This window comes from Vibrio sp. B181a (assembly GCF_030248375.1).
GTDB lineage: Bacteria > Pseudomonadota > Gammaproteobacteria > Enterobacterales > Vibrionaceae > Vibrio > Vibrio campbellii.
The window spans coordinates 20,829-38,224 of record NZ_JAHGAD010000006.1 but is presented as its reverse complement, the minus strand read 5'-3'; the positions used below and the strand labels follow the sequence as shown (position 1 = coordinate 38,224).

At 52.1% G+C, this 17,396-nt stretch carries 20 protein-coding genes; 1 reads left to right on the top strand and 19 read right to left on the bottom strand.

Features of this window, described 5'->3' with window-relative positions:
• Nucleotides 1-4: 4 nt before the first annotated feature.
• Nucleotides 5-517 (bottom strand): conjugative transfer signal peptidase TraF, encoded by a 513-nt coding sequence (traF, locus tag KIO97_RS01890; RefSeq protein WP_285380724.1) that lies wholly within the window; start codon nt 515-517, stop codon nt 5-7.
• 269 nt (nt 518-786) lie between these two features.
• Here traF and KIO97_RS01885 point away from each other — a divergent pair, with 269 nt between their 5' ends.
• Nucleotides 787-1,170, top strand: a complete 384-nt coding sequence (locus tag KIO97_RS01885; RefSeq protein ID WP_285380722.1) for a hypothetical protein — start codon at nt 787-789, stop codon at nt 1,168-1,170.
• Nucleotides 1,171-1,173: 3 nt separating this feature from the next.
• Here KIO97_RS01885 and KIO97_RS01880 read toward each other — a convergent pair whose 3' ends face one another.
• The 18 genes from KIO97_RS01880 to trbB form a co-directional block, all read right to left on the bottom strand.
• On the bottom strand, nt 1,174-1,458 hold the full coding sequence (locus KIO97_RS01880) for a helix-turn-helix domain-containing protein (protein ID WP_102388090.1): 285 nt from the start codon (nt 1,456-1,458) through the stop codon (nt 1,174-1,176).
• A gap of 113 nt (nt 1,459-1,571) precedes the next feature.
• Nucleotides 1,572-2,594: a serine protease gene (locus KIO97_RS01875; RefSeq protein ID WP_285380721.1), complete on the bottom strand. Its 1,023-nt coding sequence runs from the start codon at nt 2,592-2,594 to the stop codon at nt 1,572-1,574.
• Nucleotides 2,595-2,782: 188 nt separating this feature from the next.
• Nucleotides 2,783-3,166, bottom strand: coding sequence for a hypothetical protein (locus KIO97_RS01870; RefSeq protein ID WP_104036753.1), 384 nt, complete (start codon nt 3,164-3,166; stop codon nt 2,783-2,785).
• Nucleotides 3,167-3,183: 17 nt separating this feature from the next.
• On the bottom strand, nt 3,184-4,143 hold the full coding sequence (locus tag KIO97_RS01865) for a type II secretion system protein (protein ID WP_285380719.1): 960 nt from the start codon (nt 4,141-4,143) through the stop codon (nt 3,184-3,186).
• On the bottom strand, nt 4,140-4,667 hold the full coding sequence (locus tag KIO97_RS01860) for a hypothetical protein (protein ID WP_285380717.1): 528 nt from the start codon (nt 4,665-4,667) through the stop codon (nt 4,140-4,142). Before KIO97_RS01860 ends, KIO97_RS01865 begins: the two co-directional genes overlap by 4 nt.
• The gene (locus KIO97_RS01855) at nt 4,667-5,041 is read right to left on the bottom strand and encodes a hypothetical protein (protein ID WP_285380715.1); all 375 of its coding nucleotides are present in this window, start codon (nt 5,039-5,041) and stop codon (nt 4,667-4,669) included. The genes KIO97_RS01860 and KIO97_RS01855 overlap by 1 nt, the downstream gene beginning before the upstream one ends.
• Before the next feature lie 201 nt (nt 5,042-5,242).
• A complete protein-coding gene (locus KIO97_RS01850; protein ID WP_285380714.1) occupies nt 5,243-6,241 on the bottom strand; it encodes a hypothetical protein in 999 nt (332 codons plus the stop codon).
• Entirely contained in the window at nt 6,238-7,860 is a 1,623-nt protein-coding gene (locus KIO97_RS01845) for a GspE/PulE family protein (RefSeq protein WP_285380711.1), read from the bottom strand. Before KIO97_RS01845 ends, KIO97_RS01850 begins: the two co-directional genes overlap by 4 nt.
• The gene (locus KIO97_RS01840; protein WP_285380709.1) at nt 7,857-8,483 is read right to left on the bottom strand and encodes a hypothetical protein; all 627 of its coding nucleotides are present in this window, start codon (nt 8,481-8,483) and stop codon (nt 7,857-7,859) included. The genes KIO97_RS01845 and KIO97_RS01840 overlap by 4 nt, the downstream gene beginning before the upstream one ends.
• 1 nt (nt 8,484) lies before the next feature.
• Complete coding sequence (locus KIO97_RS01835; RefSeq protein ID WP_285380708.1) at nt 8,485-9,594, bottom strand: hypothetical protein; 1,110 nt, start codon at nt 9,592-9,594, stop codon at nt 8,485-8,487.
• Nucleotides 9,594-10,826, bottom strand: a complete 1,233-nt coding sequence (locus KIO97_RS01830) for a type II secretion system protein GspD (RefSeq protein ID WP_285380706.1) — start codon at nt 10,824-10,826, stop codon at nt 9,594-9,596. Before KIO97_RS01830 ends, KIO97_RS01835 begins: the two co-directional genes overlap by 1 nt.
• Nucleotides 10,827-11,074: 248 nt before the next feature.
• Complete coding sequence (locus KIO97_RS01825; RefSeq protein WP_285380704.1) at nt 11,075-11,743, bottom strand: hypothetical protein; 669 nt, start codon at nt 11,741-11,743, stop codon at nt 11,075-11,077.
• 179 nt (nt 11,744-11,922) lie between these two features.
• The gene (locus KIO97_RS01820) at nt 11,923-13,134 is read right to left on the bottom strand and encodes a TrbI/VirB10 family protein (RefSeq protein ID WP_285380702.1); all 1,212 of its coding nucleotides are present in this window, start codon (nt 13,132-13,134) and stop codon (nt 11,923-11,925) included.
• Nucleotides 13,127-13,549: a hypothetical protein gene (locus tag KIO97_RS01815; RefSeq protein ID WP_285380700.1), complete on the bottom strand. Its 423-nt coding sequence runs from the start codon at nt 13,547-13,549 to the stop codon at nt 13,127-13,129. Before KIO97_RS01815 ends, KIO97_RS01820 begins: the two co-directional genes overlap by 8 nt.
• Nucleotides 13,546-14,424 (bottom strand): P-type conjugative transfer protein TrbG, encoded by an 879-nt coding sequence (gene trbG / locus KIO97_RS01810; protein ID WP_080637468.1) that lies wholly within the window; start codon nt 14,422-14,424, stop codon nt 13,546-13,548. Before trbG ends, KIO97_RS01815 begins: the two co-directional genes overlap by 4 nt.
• A 12-nt stretch (nt 14,425-14,436) precedes the next feature.
• Nucleotides 14,437-15,102, bottom strand: a complete 666-nt coding sequence (locus KIO97_RS01805; RefSeq protein ID WP_285380698.1) for a VirB8/TrbF family protein — start codon at nt 15,100-15,102, stop codon at nt 14,437-14,439.
• Between the two features lie 12 nt (nt 15,103-15,114).
• The gene (trbL, locus tag KIO97_RS01800; protein WP_285380696.1) at nt 15,115-16,431 is read right to left on the bottom strand and encodes a P-type conjugative transfer protein TrbL; all 1,317 of its coding nucleotides are present in this window, start codon (nt 16,429-16,431) and stop codon (nt 15,115-15,117) included.
• Entirely contained in the window at nt 16,428-17,387 is a 960-nt protein-coding gene (gene trbB / locus KIO97_RS01795) for a P-type conjugative transfer ATPase TrbB (protein ID WP_285380694.1), read from the bottom strand. The genes trbL and trbB overlap by 4 nt, the downstream gene beginning before the upstream one ends.
• Nucleotides 17,388-17,396: the final 9 nt, after the last annotated feature.

The window sequence follows — 17,396 nt, the reverse complement described above, 5'->3', positions numbered from 1 at the left end:
GAAGCTAACCTCCTTTAAAAGTCAGTATGGGTGTTGCCCGCCCGAGAATGGCCTCAGTGCTAACGGCGCCAAAGTAGCGGCCATCGAAGCTCTCAAAGGGAGCGAAATCTGAAAGCAGCAAGACTTCGCCTTTATTCAGAGTGAGGTCTTGAGGCTTAGGTAATGTTCGATGAAGACTATCTGCAGCATGGATTGGGTATTGCGTGAGTGCTTCACCGTTTATGCTGATAACACTATCGAAGGTAATGGTGTCGCCTTGAGTGGCCATGATTTTCTTGATGAGTGGTGTGCTGCCACTTGAGCAGGTGCCGTGCTTTACATAGCCTCGCTCTAAAGCAAGGTTTATTGCGTTGCCACTAGGGGGACAGAAAGAGACCAGTTCACCCCGCTGGTAGGGCGGGGAAGTCGTGATTTGGTACACACCTAGCGGATAGGAAGAGGTTAAATTAATGCGAAATCCCAGAATGTAGACTAGGCTCAGTCCAATAAACGTCGTGAGAAAAACGTTGGTTTTCATGTTTCTAAGCGCTCCCTGATGGCTAGGGAATAATAAGATAAACTGTGAATAAAATGACATACGATTAACACGGCAATATAACGGATGGGTACAATAGGTCTCGATTTTCTTGGCCCTATTAGAAAATCGCTTCTTGTTACTCTTTATTGATGTACTTATTATTCCGCATCTACCTCGGACTTCGGTTCGAGGTTTTTTTATGTCGTTAAAACAAGGTGATGGCTCGGGTAGCTACGCTACACTTATCATAAAAGAATGCGGAGACGTCGATGGGGAAACACAAGCAACAATATTGGGTATGGGTGACTGTTGGGGGGCTAGGCTTGTACTTTTTGCTTCTTGCTAATGGTTTTAAGCAGTGGGTTGGCATCCCTTTTGATGTGACATTAGAAATGCTGAACATCCATACCATAGCATTTGCGCTTCTTGTGTTTATCTTGTTCCATAACCCATTGGCGGAATATCTTCTGCCCATCTCTGGCGTCTTTTTCTATCTCGGCTTTGTACCAGTGTTGAACTACCTAGCCATTTTTTATGACACAGAAGCGTTAATCAGCGAACCTTGGTGGTCAACAACAAGGTTTCATGTCGCTGCGGGACTGATGATATTAATCATCGGTTATGCCGTGGTGATTTATCGTCGGCGCAGGTGAGCGTTAGTTTTGACTCTGATTGGCCTTCTTGTTTTTCCAATGAGCGTGTGCTCGATAATATCGACGCAGCGTGCCTTTATGTATCCCCAGTATCGCCGCCGCTTGGGTTTGATTGCCATAGGTATGGATGAGAACTGACTCAGTGAGGGTGCTCTGAATCAAAGGGAGTATCCAATCGAACTTAGGGTCTTCCGGTGAATTGACGAGCTCTTTTTGTATCAGTTCGATGATGGCCGAGCGGTCAATCAAAGGCGGAGGCGTTAAGCGCTTAATATCAGTATCTTGCATAAGTTATCCCTAAGTTGTTCATATTTTTTGTGGATAAGTTGGTGTGTAGAGATTTACTTACCCAATAAAAAGGCCAGCGTGAGCGCTGGCCAATATCAAATGAATCCGAAATCTTAGTACTTACGGCGTAGTGAGGCAATACTCAGTAAGAGTAGGCTCCAAAATCCCAAAGAACCGCCACTGTCACCGCCAGAACTTCCGCCACCGGCATTGTCTTCTGGCTTGTTGATGTGAACCGATTCAGAGTTAGACAAGAACAGTTTCCCTTCATCACCATTGCTTTCAATGACGTACGTGCACTGCTCAAAAGGTGAAATTGTCCCTTTCGTTATACAGGTACTCTCGTGAGTAAGGAGTGTGACATCGCCCTCTGTATAAGCAGAATCGATGACACTGCCTTGGTGTAGAGATTGTACGGTGATGGTCGTTCTTCCATTCGCATCGACTAAGGTTGGGTAATGCCATCCATCAATGTTGCTCGTTAAGAAGTCTTGTAGAGCGCGAATGTCCGTACCATAAGTTGGCCGCTCATTCGTTGAAGAGTTGAAAATACTACCGTTATGTACTGCGACGATCTCATTATTGATGGTCCATGCAGAACCGGAGTCCCCGGTGGTTGTATGAGAGTCAATATTTACCACATCAGCATACATAGAAAAGTTGTCTGCCCAATGATAGTGGCTGAATGTTAGGGAGGTTGCATTGAGTGTATCAATGGTGCCACCAAAACCCATGACAGTGATGGCATCACCTTTGTGGTGTTCTTGAATGTTGAAAAATTGAATGGCGTGATAATCAATGAGTGTGCTCGTGATAACCAATCCAGCATCTTCACTGGAAAAACTCTCATCTTCGAAGTAATTATCGTGTACTACATAGCTAGCGGATGAGTGGTTTTTTTCAACGGCAGTAGTAAAGCTATCAAGTTCTTCTTCTAATAAGCAATGGGCCGCGGTTAGCACGTAGCGCCCCGCAATGATGGTGCCGCTACATAAACCTTGACGCCCGGTTTGTTGGCTGTCGAATCGAACCGCATTATCGTGTTGTGACCAGTCTATGGGAGTTCCGTTTTCAACCGCAAACGCTTGACTGGATAAAAGAGCAAAAGAGATGAACGTAAAAGTTTTGTTGAGCATAATTTATCCTAAATCGAGTTCCTTCTTTAGTCGAATTGTATCAAATTTAACCATATGAAACGATATTAACATCTTGTTTTATCTATGATCATTTGTTCTATAAAACGCATTTTTATGATCGATCGGCATACTTGATTCTTGAAAAGAAGCGCCGTCAAAATACGGCGCTTTTGAAGGTGTATTAACGGCTACTCGCACTCGTAGTATTTGGTGCGGATATCACAATCAAAGTCGCCATTTCCAACGTGTGTGCAATCTTCATAATCTTGGCTGCCATAAGAGCCTTTAGGGGTGCACTGCTGTCCTGTCGGGTCTCCCTTGAACATCATTGAAGACTCGATGTAGTAAGGGTTTCCTGTGAATGTTGCCCAGGTTCCAAACTCTCCGTTTTCTGATGCATCTGGATCAAACTCAGCGCCGCTAAGTCCTCTATCATCTGGAGGGATATGAACCGCACCATTTGCTTCCGCATACGGTCGGTTGGATTCTATGGCGTCTTCGACAGTCACTTTAGCCAGAGCACTGGTGTTGAGGCACAGTGCTGAAACGATCATTAATAATAGATGTTTCATTGAATGGTTCTCCTTGGTTATTTACATTGAGTGAAAGCGGTTACTTCGCCTTCATTTCGGATAGATAAATCTCCGGTTATTAGAGATTTAACTCGGACTTCTAATCCCACTTGCCATGCGTCAGCACGCTCGCTAAGCAGGTAAGGTTTTTGGCTTCCGGTGAGCTCAAATTCTTTGCTGATATAGATATTCCCAATACCAAGTGCTATGTAAGGCTGAGTTCCCGTTGGGCAAGATGGCTTTATAACCCAGTCCTGATGCTTGACTGTGTAGATATCGACTAAGCCATGGCTAATAACCTTTTGAGTACCGTCAGAATTAAGGATGGTGACTTCTTTGGTGTTGGTTATGCCGTAATCCCCGCCTACATCCCAGTCGTCAGTGAGCTGAACGCTGCCATCACGTTGCAAGAACTCATCGTAAAGCTGTGAAAGGAGCGGGTCATAAACCATGACAGTAATATCGCCGTTACTGAGTGCCTTGGCATAAGGCACCTTGAGCAGTTCGGTAGCCCATTTTGCTCGATAGATGGGCGCGATGGCGCTGCCAGACAGTGGGAATGTTAACTGGGCATAAGCGATGTCTCTTAAATCCGAGCCGATGGTGACGGTTTTTCTGCCCGCCTCATACCCAATACGTAGCGAAGACCAAGGCAAGTAGTCCGGTCTGACGCAGCGTCTTGCGGCTTCATCGGCCGCGGTGCAGTTGATCCAAAACTGTTCGTCTGGGGTCACCAGATCGTTAAGGTTGGTTGGAAACTGGTCAATCACGGCGACGGGGGGCTTAATGGTCTTTTGTTGGTATTGGTACTTCTGCAGAGCTTCGACGACATGCTCAATCCGGTTACGGTAGTCTTGAGCCGCGTTTTTTTCTTTGTTGATGAGGGCCCACTTTGCGACGCCGGCATACACAAGGCCAAGCAACGCGATAGCAAATAACACATCAAGAAGACCAAGACCTCGTTGGTGTTTCATCATAAAAAGTCCTGTTGCATACAGCCGTTTTCACCATCGAAATACTGAAGTTGCAGCTGGGATTGAATGGTGGCCATCGACCGATAAAGTGTCAGGCGACGGCCTGTGATAAATACGTCTTGTGCGACCCGCATAGCGGGCTTTTTCAGTGAGTAACCCGTCATCCCTTGTGGGAGGCTGACGGTGACTTTGATGCCGACACTGAATGTTGACCCTGGGGAGGTTTGAAGGTCGATAGCGATAGCGTAAGGGGTGGTTAATAAGTAACGGGGCGCATCGTAGTCATTGACTAATTGCGACACCGTTGGCGAGATAAGCTGGGCGCGGCAGCCAGACGCTTCCCATTGCGCACTGATGGCGTGCTCCGTATAAGTAAACACATCCGTCATGGCCGAGGAAAAATCTTCTCGTAATGCGCCTTGTCGCAATAGGCTACTGCTTAAGGCGACGGTGATAGCCAGCGCACCGCCGGCTATCGCAAACGCAAATAAAAACGAGATCACAGAGGCGCCAGTTTGGCGCTGCATTACATGGTCACAGTGATGTCAGAGCCAGAGGTTTTAATGCTCGTGCAGCTTGAGTCCGCTTTTGGACAGCGTTCTGAGCTCACCGGCGCCAGTTTGTTGGCCAGTGCCAGGATGTTTTCGGCATCGACGTTGCTGATGGTGATGTCAATGAACGATTTGTTGGCACTGGTGGTGACCGTGTACGTGCCACCAAATTGGTTCGCACTGCACCACGTCGCTTTACTGTAGCCGTAGCCTTTTTTACAGATTTCGGTCAAGCTCACGCCGGTCGTATCGGTGCCCGCGCCGACCCAAGCATCGGCGCCCTGGCGAATTTCACTCACTTCCGTGAGGGTGGTGTTGACTTTCAGTTGTCCTTTCCCAGATGACGCCATGGCAACGATACCGGCGAGCACCAAGGCCGCGAGACCCATCCAAAAAATGAAGTCCATGAGTGAGGCGCCCAATTGCTTTTTAAATGAAGGTGGCGCAGACGACGGGGTATGCGTCTGCTTTACTGTCACGGGTTCATCCGTATTGTCCTGTGGCGTTTTTTTTCGAGAGGTTGGATTTGTGTATGTCATGCTGTTTTTTCCTTATTGAAAACTGAGGTAGAGTTGATAGGCGGCGCTGATAACGAGTGAGCCCAGCACCAAAATGGTGATGACCAATCCGGCTTTGGGAAGCCAGAGTTTCATCTTGGCGATTTGCTTATCGACATGCTGGCTATGGTTTGCGCCACTTTGACTGAGCAGTTCGGTGTAATTGACGCGCTCACCCAGTACCTTCATGGCACTGAGTTCGTCTGGAAGCAGTAACTGCGTATCGAGAATATGCCCCAAATTACTTTGTCCGATACTCTGGTCTTTCATGGCTTGAATGTGCATCTTGGCAAACGCACTGTTGCGAATTTCAGCTTGGGTGAGGGCATCGCTAAGTTTCATGCCACATTGAGTGAGGTTGGCTAAGGTTTTCAGTAACGTCGCGGCCACTGCCGCGCGATAAAGTGAAAACAGCGGCCATCGGTTCGTGATATGTCGGCTCGGGCCAGCCCAGTTTGGCAGCGCAATGGCTAAGGCCACGAGTAAACACGCGGACAATATCGCGACAAGTGGGCCATACCCCGCCACGAGATTGCGAACCGTTAACCCAATCCCATCGGCATGCTCTACGGCGCTTAACATCTTATCGGCGATGTACACGCCGTAGAGCCCCGTGCCCACCGTTAAGCCATAAGGGAAGGCCAGCATTTGAACCAGTTTGGTGACAATGTTTTCCCCGCCTTGCAATTGCTCGATGGCGGTCTGAATGCCAACGCCTCGTTGACCGGCGCTTTCTGCCGCGCGGATGGAGCTTAACACCACACTCGGAAACCAGCCTTCCAGCACATCGACAAAGCGTTTTCCTTGCTTTGGCGCCGCTTTTCCCGCAAGACCAATGGTCTGGAAGGTTGGCGTGCCATTATCGACAAGAGATTGGCAAAACTCTTTGGTGGTGAGGTTGTACTTATCGGCTTTTTGCCACTGCTGTAAAAAGGCGAGCCTTTCTTTGTCGCTAAACAGCCACTGCTCAAGGGTTCGACCAAGTAGCGTCATAATGCCTCCTTGAGTGCGCGATAGGTGTCACTGACCGGCGTTGGAACGAGGTCATCCACTTGCTCAGAGGCGGATAAAATGTCCACTTGCCCCCGGACAATGCGAGATTTACAGTGCTGTTTGATGTCGGGCCATCCTTGACTTTGCAGATGCGCTTTCCACCCTAAATCGTCTTCTTTGACGATAAACGCTCGGTCTTTGTCATCGAGAATAATCATCTCCATGACCACAAGGCGGCCTATTTCACCAATCACTGCGCCATCCCCAGTGCATCTATCACAGCCTTTCGGATTTAAGAGTTTGACGCTCTTTAGCTCCTCTTCATGACAAAGCTGCTTAAGTTGACGCACTTTAAGCGCAAGCTTGTCGCTTGCATTTGCATCGCGATAAGCACTGATCACCTCGTCGCTGTCGTGCTGGCTAAATTCAAACGCGCAGTCACACAGTTTTCTGATCAGTTTCACGTGAACAAACAGCGCCATCAGGTCGGGCGCACCAATGATGGCGGCGGGCATTTTGAGTTGTTGTATGAAGGTCTGAGGGACGCCGAGCGCACTGTTGGTGTGCAGCGTGGCCAGCGCCAAGCCGCCGGTTTCGGCTTTACGACAAAATTCGGCGGCCGTCGGGTTATCGCGAATTTCACCGATGTTAGAGATGTCAACGTCATGACGCAGCGTCTCTTTACAGTAAAAGGCGTAGTCGAGCTTAACGCCTGAGCCTTCCACCGTTTCGACGTCAGGTTGCACTTGGGTTTTGCTGACGAACGGCTGTGAAAACTCAACGGGGTCTTCTAAGGAATGCACGTTACGTGCAATGCGATCCACTTTTTCGAGGAGCGCATAGACCAGTGAGCTTTTCCCTGAGCCCATTGGGCCGGTGATGATTATTCCGCCTTGGCGTTTGTGGATCATCGCTATCAGTGTGCTTAAATAAGGCGCGGGTAAATCCATGTCCTCCAAAGACAGCGCTTTATCGCGAGGTGTCAGGCAGCGCAGAGTGAGCTTTGGTCCTTCTGCGGTTGGAATAAGCGCCGCTCGCCACTCAAACACGCGCAGCTCGTTATTGACCGTCAGCGTGACCTCAAAACGGTCTTGCGCGGGCATGGTGTATTTGATGTCTTGTCCGCCAAGCTCGGAGAACACATAGTCCATCAAGGAAAGCCCGACTTGGCGAGGTTGATTTTGCGCGCTTTGCTGGTTATGAAAGCGGCTGATCACGCGCCTGACGCCCACACTGCGGATCAAGAACAAGGTACTTTCTGCGGTGGTGAGCACATGGACATCGGAGCTATTTTCATTGACGGCGGTTTGGCACAGGGCCAGCAGTAACCGCTCCACCGTATTGGTCGCCTCTTGTGTCATCCCTTCCTTTCTTTGCTCGTCAGTGAAGGTAGAAAGCGTGTTATCGATGACGCTTTGAGGCACTTCTTCAATCATGACTGACTTGCCTAACATTGCTTCGCTGCCTTGCAGCAGATCAACGATGCGGCCAAGATTGGGCGCGTGTGGGTTCGCGGTTTGTATGGTGAGGTCGTCTGCGACGATGGTGTAACCATCATCGCGACACAGCGTTAATAACGTCTCTGCCTCAGCTTTGGTGAGCTTTGGTAAGTGATTCATAGTCCACCTTCTAACACTTTGGCTTGGATGCCTTGCATGAGTCGAACCCCATTGGCATTGATGTGGGTAATACGCACACCTTGAATGCTTTGCCCTTCACGGACTCGCACTGGCGCGCCGCCATCAAAGCTCAGATAGGCGCTCGCTTCTTGCTCGTCAACAAAAAGGCCACTGAGCGTGAAGCGGTCAATGGCCTTTAAGGTGCGGGTTTTTGATGGCGCCCTCGGTGGGGCGTAATCATCAATCACCGAGATGGCCGGCACGTAGTCAGCGCGCTCTTGTGACGGCTCACTGCGCGTTGCTTTGCGCGCTCTGGCCTGCTGCTCGGCGATGTTGGCATCAAGCTTGGCCAGCGCTAAGGTTTCTGAGCGGTCAATGAGCTGCTGCGCCTTCGCATCGATGACAAGCGCGGGGCTTACGCTTTTGGGTTTGGGCTTTCTTATGACGTTGTCTGGCTGTGGCGGCGGGGACGCAGGGCTTGCATTGACCCAGCTTGGTTTTGTCGTTTCAATCGAGCGTGGCGCCGTCGAGGTCGGCGTATTTTTGGCCAGCCAAAGAGTGGCAACAACGAGCCCGCCAATCACCAGAATGCCAATCTGGATATGGGCTTTCGTGATTTTCATATTACTCTCCAATGTATTGAAGGCGCATGACTGCGCGGTAAGTACCATCGGTGTTTGGGGTGAGCGTCAGCGCTTGAAGGCTCAGCGGCAACGGACGAAATAAGGTGGTTAAAGAGGGGAGCTCACTGAGCGCGACACTGTTTTTGTTCAACGTGACATCCAAGGTGCTCGCGGTAGCGGATTTGCTCTCGTTGCTGTTGCTGGTATGCCAGCCGAGGCCAGTGAGCACATCGACCAATTGAAAACCAAGTGAATAGGGCGCCAGTTCGTCTTGCCACTGGTTAAGATGCCCCTCCACCGGTTTGGTGAGCGTTAGCGCATCGAGGGTCAAGATGGACGTCGCCGATGAGTCGAGGCTTGCCAAGTAGTGTCTCGCGCTTGACATGAGTCCGTCGTCACCGCGCTCGATGATGGCGACCATGGTGTGGCCTTGAAGGGTCACCTTGCTTAAGTTCCAACCAGAGGGGGCGAGGGCACTCATGCTGGTGAGCAAAAGCGCGTCATTGAATCCCTCTGATGCGCTCACCGCCTGGGTCATGGTGTGGCGATAATCTTGATACACATCCACCACGTGCGGCTGGGGCGTGCCGGGTTTAGGCGGCGCACTGGTCAGCCACACGCTCAGCGCCAGGCAAACCATCAAAAAAGCGCCACTGATAATAAAGGTCGCGCTTTTGTTGGGTTTGAGTGGGTAAGGTCGCCAATCGCGCTCTTCCAGTGGTGGCACGCTTTCGCATGGCCACGACTGCCAACGCTCCTCCTCTGCGGCTGGCGTGAGATATAGCCTTTCACTGAGAGAGAGTTTGACGGCGTTGATGTCGTCTATTTTGAGCGTGGTGGCTTCTCGGACCACACCACTGCGCACTTGCATGAAAAAAACATGGTCGTGGTCGTGTTTATCCATCAAACACCAATGGTCAGGCGCATGGCTGTCGAGCTTGTGCAGCCAGGCCTCAGCTATCGCAAATCCCGCTTCTTGGCTCACATACCGGGTTAGCCAATGGCCCCGTTGTACGGTCAGGCTAAACTTGCCCGGCAGCTTACGAGAAAGCTGCCATTTTGAGAGCGTGTCGGCCTTTATTACCGCGTGAGTAGGGGTGAATGTGGTCATTATTTCACTCTCCTTGGGGTCAGTAGCACTAAGGTTTCAACGGTTTCTTGGCCGCTTGCTTGGCTCCCTAATCCATCAATGCCAAAGCTTGAGGATTTATTGGCGGTTTGGGTTTGTTGCTTCACTGAGCCAATCACCACCGTTTGGCCATAGCGCAGTTTGTTGGTGAATGATAAGTCAGCGCTGCGCGTGGAAATAAAGCGCAAGGTGGCCTCGTTCACCACTTCTGTGCTGTCGCCCGCGATTTTGGTGAGCTTGCCAGCAGTGCGTATCCAGACAAAGTCATCTTTAACGTTGGTATTGACCATCATATCGATGCCTTCCACCACATTACCGCGTGTCGTGCTCGTTGAGGTGGTGGTGTCGGTGATGTCGGTAGAGATATCGGAAAGGTAGGGGGTATCAACGGTTTGCGAGATACGAGCAGGTTGGGCGCTGAGCGTGAGTACGCTGATGGGGGTATCTGTTGATACCGTACCTTGTTGTTCTAGTGCTTTAATAAAGGCGGTGGTGCCATCCCATTTTCCAGAGCCTTGGAACGCTAAACCACTGCCTGAGCTGATAAGGCCAGAGGTGGTCGATGTCCCTGGAATGATGAAGTTTAACGTGCCATCGCCAATATCTCTCACGAGATCCCAATCGATGCCTTGGTCTTTACCAAGGTTTGAGCGAAATTCCAGAACGCGAACATCGAGCAGCACTTGTTTTTCGAGCTCTTTTTGGTAAGCCGCCACCACTCGATGCACCTGCGCCATTCGACTGGGTGTGGTGCGCACGGTGATGGCGGTCAGACCGGGCACCACCTTGACTGAGCCGACTAATTGCTCGCCGTCATCTTCACTTTCGTCATTCAGGACCGCTTTGAGGGCGTCGGCGACCTCAGACACCACATCGACCTCATTGTATCCGGTCGTGATGTACTGGCCGTCCACCTTTGTGCTTTCACCTTCTTGTGCGCTGCCACTGCTTTCGCTTTGACTGCCTTGCTGCCCCGAATAGACACCAGAAGGCAGGGTGAGCACGAAGGTTTCCGTTTGATAAAAGCCAACCGTGAGTTTCTTTTCTTCTGGCGTGAGGCCATATTGCGTCACGCTACTGAGCAGATTTAATATCGACTTTCTGGACGCCTCGCTGTTGATGGTGACGGGGCGATTGGGGTCGACGTCAGGATCGAAGGAGATATCGACCTCGGTGCCGCTAAGCAGTCTCGATAACACCAGTGATAGCGGCAATCTGTCGGCCTTAACTCTGACTTTTTGCTGCAACCATGGCGGCGACGTGTCCTTTTTTATCGGCGTCGGCAGGGCGGGTGGTTTGCTGAGGTATTGCACGTTACCCAGTGGCGTTGACGCCTTGTTACGTGCAGTGTCCATGGTGTTTTGAATGTGCTTCGCATTTTCCTTTCGGTCGAGATAATCTTGGCTGACGCAGCCAGTCATGACAACGGAAAACATGAGCAGGATAAAGTAAGCGGGTTTCATCATTGTCTCTCTCTGATAAAGATTTGGCGAGAGCCGGGAATAAGCTCTGCGCGAACGGGGTAGCCTTCAAGTACGGTGTCCAGCGCTAAGTCAAACGCGCCGCGCGGTGTCACAATGCCGTACTCGGCCATTAACGGGTAATCATCCTCACTCATCCAAGAGCGTCGTTCTCCTTCTTCTCGCCAATGCCACTGATAGGCGCGGGTAAGATTGGCAATGGCTTCTTTGAGCGAACGACCATGAACCCATCGGACATCAATCATTCCAGGCTGGGTATGGATGGCCGCAATCCCACGCTGCACATCAAAGCGCAACGGCATGTCAAGCTGCTGACCTAACGCTTCAATAGACTGCGGGAGGGTGCCAGTAAAATGAAGGTTGCTGCTGACCGGACGAAGCAGTGCGGCTTGCGCTTCTTCGCTCAGTGAAAACGCCACTTTCGTGAGGTTTTTCTTTTGCAACCAACGAGACAGGGCTCGGTACGGGGCTTCATTGGCACTGATGAAGAAGGTGGTTGGCTTGGTGTGCGCCGGAGTGATGGGGGGTAAAACGGTTGGCGTTGAAGTAAGTGAGCCGGTGGGTTTGCGCTTTTCGACGTTCACTCTTTGTACGGTTTTTTCTCCCACATTGACGATTTGAGGCGCAGGCGTTTGAATATCGTCTCTCACGTCTACCGCCCCCCGCCTTAGCGTGGCCGAATGGTCTTTTGCGGGAAGCGGCGCTGGTATGCCGGAGATGACCAGCTGGTTATCGTTTAAATGGCCGGAGGGCGCCGCCCAACACGCAGATGTGATGAGCCCTCCTAATATCGCGATAGGCATGGTTTTCATAAAGATTCTCGAAGTGTCTAACGAATGGAAGAGTAAGGCGGCAAGACGATGTCTTGGCTTACCATGATGTAAAATGGCTCGGCGTTGTCGATTTCAATGGTCGGTTGGATGTTCATGTTTTTGCGAATGAGCAGGTTGCCCGTTTCGGCGTACTGCTGGGTGACCCCATCCGCCACCGATTCGGCGGTGGAGCGTGAATCGTCATCCCCATCACTGACCCCCGCTTGTGTGAACCCTGAAATGCCGCCCAATAAGGTGGATTGTCCAAACAGGCGCCAGTAATGGTTGTTCACCTCTCCGGTTAACCCGCTCATGCCGGTGACATCTAAGCTGGCCATGTTGCCGATATCAAGTTTTGTTCCATCAGGGAAATTAACACGTGACCACGTCACTGGAAGGCGACGTTGCCCATACGCCACTCGACTGTCGTACGTGCCGTAGAGCCGAGTGCCTTGTGGAATAAGGATGGCCGAACCCGTGGCGCTGTCGTAGACGTGTTGACTGACTTGAGCCACCAAGTGTCCGGGTGTGTCCGAGTTGACGGCGCTGATAAGCGCGGCCGGTATCAGCGTGCCAACGGTGAGCTCGTATTCACTGGCAGGCAGTTCACGCCGCGCAGTGAGATACCCGGCTTGATGGGTGCTTGCCAAAAACGCGTCTTTGCTGGCTTGACTGGCGAGCGTGGTGTCTAAGGCGCCGCCTTGGCTGAGCGCTTGTCCGCTTGGCGTTGACATGGCTTGTTTTTTGGCGTGGTCGAGTCTTTGCTGCGCCATCGTCAGCTCGCGGCTTGGCGCTGGCGCCGTCGTTTGCCTTAGCGCCGCGTCGTCAATCTGAATGTTCATCCCTGAATAGACCGCTTCGGTTAGCATCGCTTGTCTGGCCTCAAACGCGGCCAGTTGACGCTTTTTCATCGCGGCGAGCTCGGGGGAAACTGACGGTGTGGCGGGCGCCGTTTCAACCGGGGTTATCGGTGTGGGTTTGACCACCGATGAGGTGGGCTTTTTGGCCAAGACAGAGTCCAAAGAGGACGCCGTGGTGGCGGTGTTGACCGTGCTTGGCGTGTCGGATGGCGCCGAGGCGCTGGCGCGCTGCCCTTTTTGAGCAATGACCAACACCACAAGCACCACCATCATACCCGCCAGCACCAGTCCGGCGATTTTCACGCTTTTTTTGATGTGCACCGAGCCCACACCAGAAAGCGGATTTTGCTTGAGGCTGAATTTAGTCATACGTCACCCCATAAGCCCGCGTTTTGAGCGGAATAAGGTGGTGGTTACTGACCACCCAGATGCGCGAGAGTATTCGGCCATCACTGAGCATAGCGGTGACCGCAAACTGAGTCGGATTGAGCTGCTTCACCCGATAATTGAGGCTTAAATAGTCTCTGGCATTGTCTTGTGCGACGCCAAGCCCCTGACGCCTGAGCGTCTCGATTAAGGTATTGGCAAAATCGCTGCCATCATGGTTGAGGTTCACTATCCGGCTTGCACCTTCGGATTGACGAAGAAAGAGCGCAATGTCTTGGCTGATGGCACGCATTTCCGTTGGGGTTAACACCACATCATTGTAATTGCCGTATTGATCCGGTTCGTAACTGGCGCAGCCGCCCAGCAGTAACATGACGATGAGACAAAACTGTTTCATGCTCCCCCCTTACGCTTGATGAGCACGGTTTGTTGATGTTTGCCTGCGCCGAGTAAGAGGGCGATTTGGTCAGGTAGGCCGTCCACGACAAACTTACCATCCCGGTATCGGTAGTTAATGAGCTCGCGCTGGCCGGCATTGATCACCAAAAGTGAGGGCAACTTGCCGGTGGCGACACTGCGAGGCATTTCCAATATGGTTTTGACGCTGTTGTTGTACACGCGAACGGGCGCAAACTTTGCGTTGCCTTCGATATCGTAGTCAAAATCGAGATCGTCAATGTTGAGTCCATTGCCGATGGATTTGGATTGCTTCTCGCTTTGCTGGCGGTCATACAGTGAGTCCATGGCCACTTGCAACGTTTCTGGATAGTCGAATTTCACGATAGGCATCCAGTCGTTGTGTTTGGCGGTGAGCTTGAGCAGATAGGCGCGGCGATTGGTGGCAATTTGCAAGGTGGTTTCAATATTGACATCGGTGGGCTTGACTAAAATGTGTGTCACCGCTTGGGCGCCTTGACCTGACACTGTTGGGGTGAAGTTCCATCTGACCGTGTCACCGGCGTTTAAGCCGTTTTTGCTGATTTGTTCGCCAGGCTCTAACTGAATGTCACAGGTTTTGAGCGGCGCGCAGACGACGCTCGGCAAAGCGCGGCCATAAAAGTAGGTGACGGCGCCATCGGGGGCGCGTATGGGCTTGTCTGTTCCGTTTATCCATCGCTTGGCTATCTCAACCCCCGCTTGCTCGGTTGGACTGAGCGGCGCGGCAAGCTCTATCAGTGAGCTGGTTGAGATGGCCGGGACGCGGCTCGCTAGGGCGCCGCTGCTCCAGAGCGCCACCCCTAATAAGGTGAGGCGCAGAAAGGGCGTATTCATATCATCCATTCCTTACTTAATTTGTACATCGTTGAACGCGTTGATCCACAGACCCAGTGGATTTTGCTTCATCTGCGTTTTGTTCTGGGGCTGTATCGTTTGGGTGTTGATGGTGGCTTTAAATCGTGGCGTATCGAGCAGTGCCCCTTGTCGGTCGGTGACGGTTTCTGTCCATTCGATTTGCCACGTGCTGTCGGATAGGGGCAGTGTGCTTTGAATTTCAACCTTCACCAGCTCTCGCGTCGCTCTCTCAAATGGGTTTTCTTTTTGAAACGCTTCGGCGATTTGAGTTTGAGCGGGGGAGTTGGGGATAAGCTTGGCGTACGCGCGTCGAACGGCTTTTTCTGCCGCTTCGGTATCAGAAAGCACGCTGCGTATGTCTTCAACAAACTGCTCTAGCTCTCTGACTTTGAGTGCATCGAGCTGCGAGGTGGGCAGCTTCTCGACGCTGGCCACGCCAATGATTTCCTCATCATTTTTCACCCCAATCACGTAGGGCTTAATTTTAGACTGCGCACCGATATATCCGACGCCGCCGACGGCGAGGGCGCTCACAAGCAGGGCTAAAAACGCAAACATCTTCCAAGCGTGCGCTTCTTTCACTGCGCTGCCGATGCGCTCATCCCACTCTTCGCGGGCGCGCTGATATAAAATGGAGTAGTCATTTTTTTCTGACATCGTGGGGTTCCCTTATGCTTTTCGAGAGGGTCTGTGCTGCGAGCGCTGCTGCTGCAATCGCGCTTTCAGAGCCTGATGATTTGAGGTGGTGGTGACAGGCTGCGCCGCTTGCATTGCCGCTTGGTCTGGAGATAGTCCTGCCGAGGAGGGCGAAGCGTGCATCGCCGCGTGCATTTTTTTATGGCTGTTGGGGGGCAGCGCGCTTTTTTTGGCAAGCTCGCTGAACGCGCGTCCAACCGGGCTTTGCTGCGCCATGGCGCCTAATGCGGCTTGGCCGAGTTTGTCCGCGCCTTTGACTAAAGCGCCAGCGCCTGTGGCGGCGCCTTTTAACATCGGTGCGGTTTTGGATAGCTGCGCTACTCCTCCTTGGGCTTTTTGGCCGAGTCCCGTCTTAGCCAGTTGTTTCGCCATCATTGTGCCGCTACCTTTGAGTAACGCGGACGCGGCTAAGCCAAGGCCTGCGGTCGCCCCAGCGGCGCCTGCCGCGCTGTTGACGGCGCGGCCGGTATCAAAGACAAATCGTCCCGTCGTCAGACTCGATGCCATATTGGGCACGGTCGTGACTAAGGCCAGATAGATGATGGACATGACCACCATCATCAAGTAGTCCGCGGCGCCTTCTGACGGCGTATCAATAAAACCGATGAACACGTCATTACCGATGATCACCAACAGTTGCATGATGAAGATTTGCACCGACATGCCGAGCACTGTGGTGAAGTAGTTGATGGCATGCTCACGTGTCCATTCACTGCCTAAAAAGCCCATCATGACGACCCCACCATTTAATATGACGTAGGCGCCGACGATAAGAATGGTCATTTGAGCGGCTATCAGTGCCAGGACCACTAAAACGATAAGGCCGCACAAGCCAATAATGATGTACTCTCCGACATCGAACCCTGAGCTCGACTCCCATATTCGCTGGGCTAACATCATGCCGATTTCAACGATGTTGGAAGGCGTCAGCGCTTGTGTGCCCCCAGATAGGCGCGTGGCGACGTCTTGAATAGAATGCATGATGGTCCAAGCCAGAGGGACGGCGTTATTGAGTAAATAAACCGAAAAACCAATGGTGATCACCCGCTCAAACATCTCAGCAACAAAATGATCGAGGCCTTTTTGATGCATCCAGAGCAAGATGGCAGACCACGTAAAGCTGAGGGTGACCAGCAGCCAAAACAGCCCCGTCACGGCATCAATGATGATGGGCGACCAACTGGCGGTGAGGTGGTTGAACTTATCAAGAATGGTGTCGAGGGCGTTGTTGTTGGCGGCAAAAGCGGAATGGCTAAAAAGGAGTAAAGCGGCAGTGATGCGCGTTCTCATGTGGCCTCCTGTTGGTCTTCGTATAACGTGGTGGTGTCGTAGCGCTCACCATCAAACCCATTGACTTGAACGAGCTCTCTCACGCGGCGCTGTCCAGTGTGGTCTCTTGCCATGAACACCAGTGCGTGGACGCTATTGGCGATCAACGTCGGATTTTGATGGGGCGAGACCTCGCCAATGCATTGCTCAAAACGGGCGAGCCCTTGGCGCGCAGAATCGGCATGAATGGTGGCCAGCCCGCCAGGATGTCCGGTGTTCCATGCTTTGAGTAAATCCAGCGCTTCACCGCCTCGAACCTCGCCAACGATGATGCGGTCGGGACGATAACGCAGCGTGGTTCGCAGCAGCGTTCTCATGGTCACATCGGCCTCGACGCTCGTTCGTTTGATGACATGATTGGGGGCGCGGCATTGCAGCTCATTGGTGTCTTCCAAAATGACCAAGCGTTCATCAGGAAACAGCAGCGAGATTTGATGCAGCAAGGCGTTCACAAACGTGGTTTTTCCTGAGCCGGTTCCGCCTACGGTGACGATGTTTCGGTGCGCCGCGATGAGCTTGATGAGGTGCGCGGCGACCTCTGGCGTCATGGCGCCGGACTGGAGGTAGTCCTCAAAGGTAAAAATGTGGGTCGCTCTTTTGCGTATCACAAAACTTGGATTTTCAACCAGTGGGGGAACAAGCCCCTCGAATCGACTGCCATCTAAGGGCAGCTCGCATTCTAAGATGGGACGTTTGACCGTCACGGTTTGGCGATGGTAATCACTCAACGCATTAAGAATGCGGGTGGCGTCTTCGGGGGCGACGGTGCCAACGCGTGCCATCGGGCAACCTTGTTTTTCTATCCACAGCGTTTTGTCGGGATTGAGCATGAGCTCGGTGACCGCTGGATCATCGAGGTAGCCCGCTAACCCGGCTTTTTCGAAGTGGTGGGCGATGCCTTGTAGTGCTCGGCTCATATGAAGGCT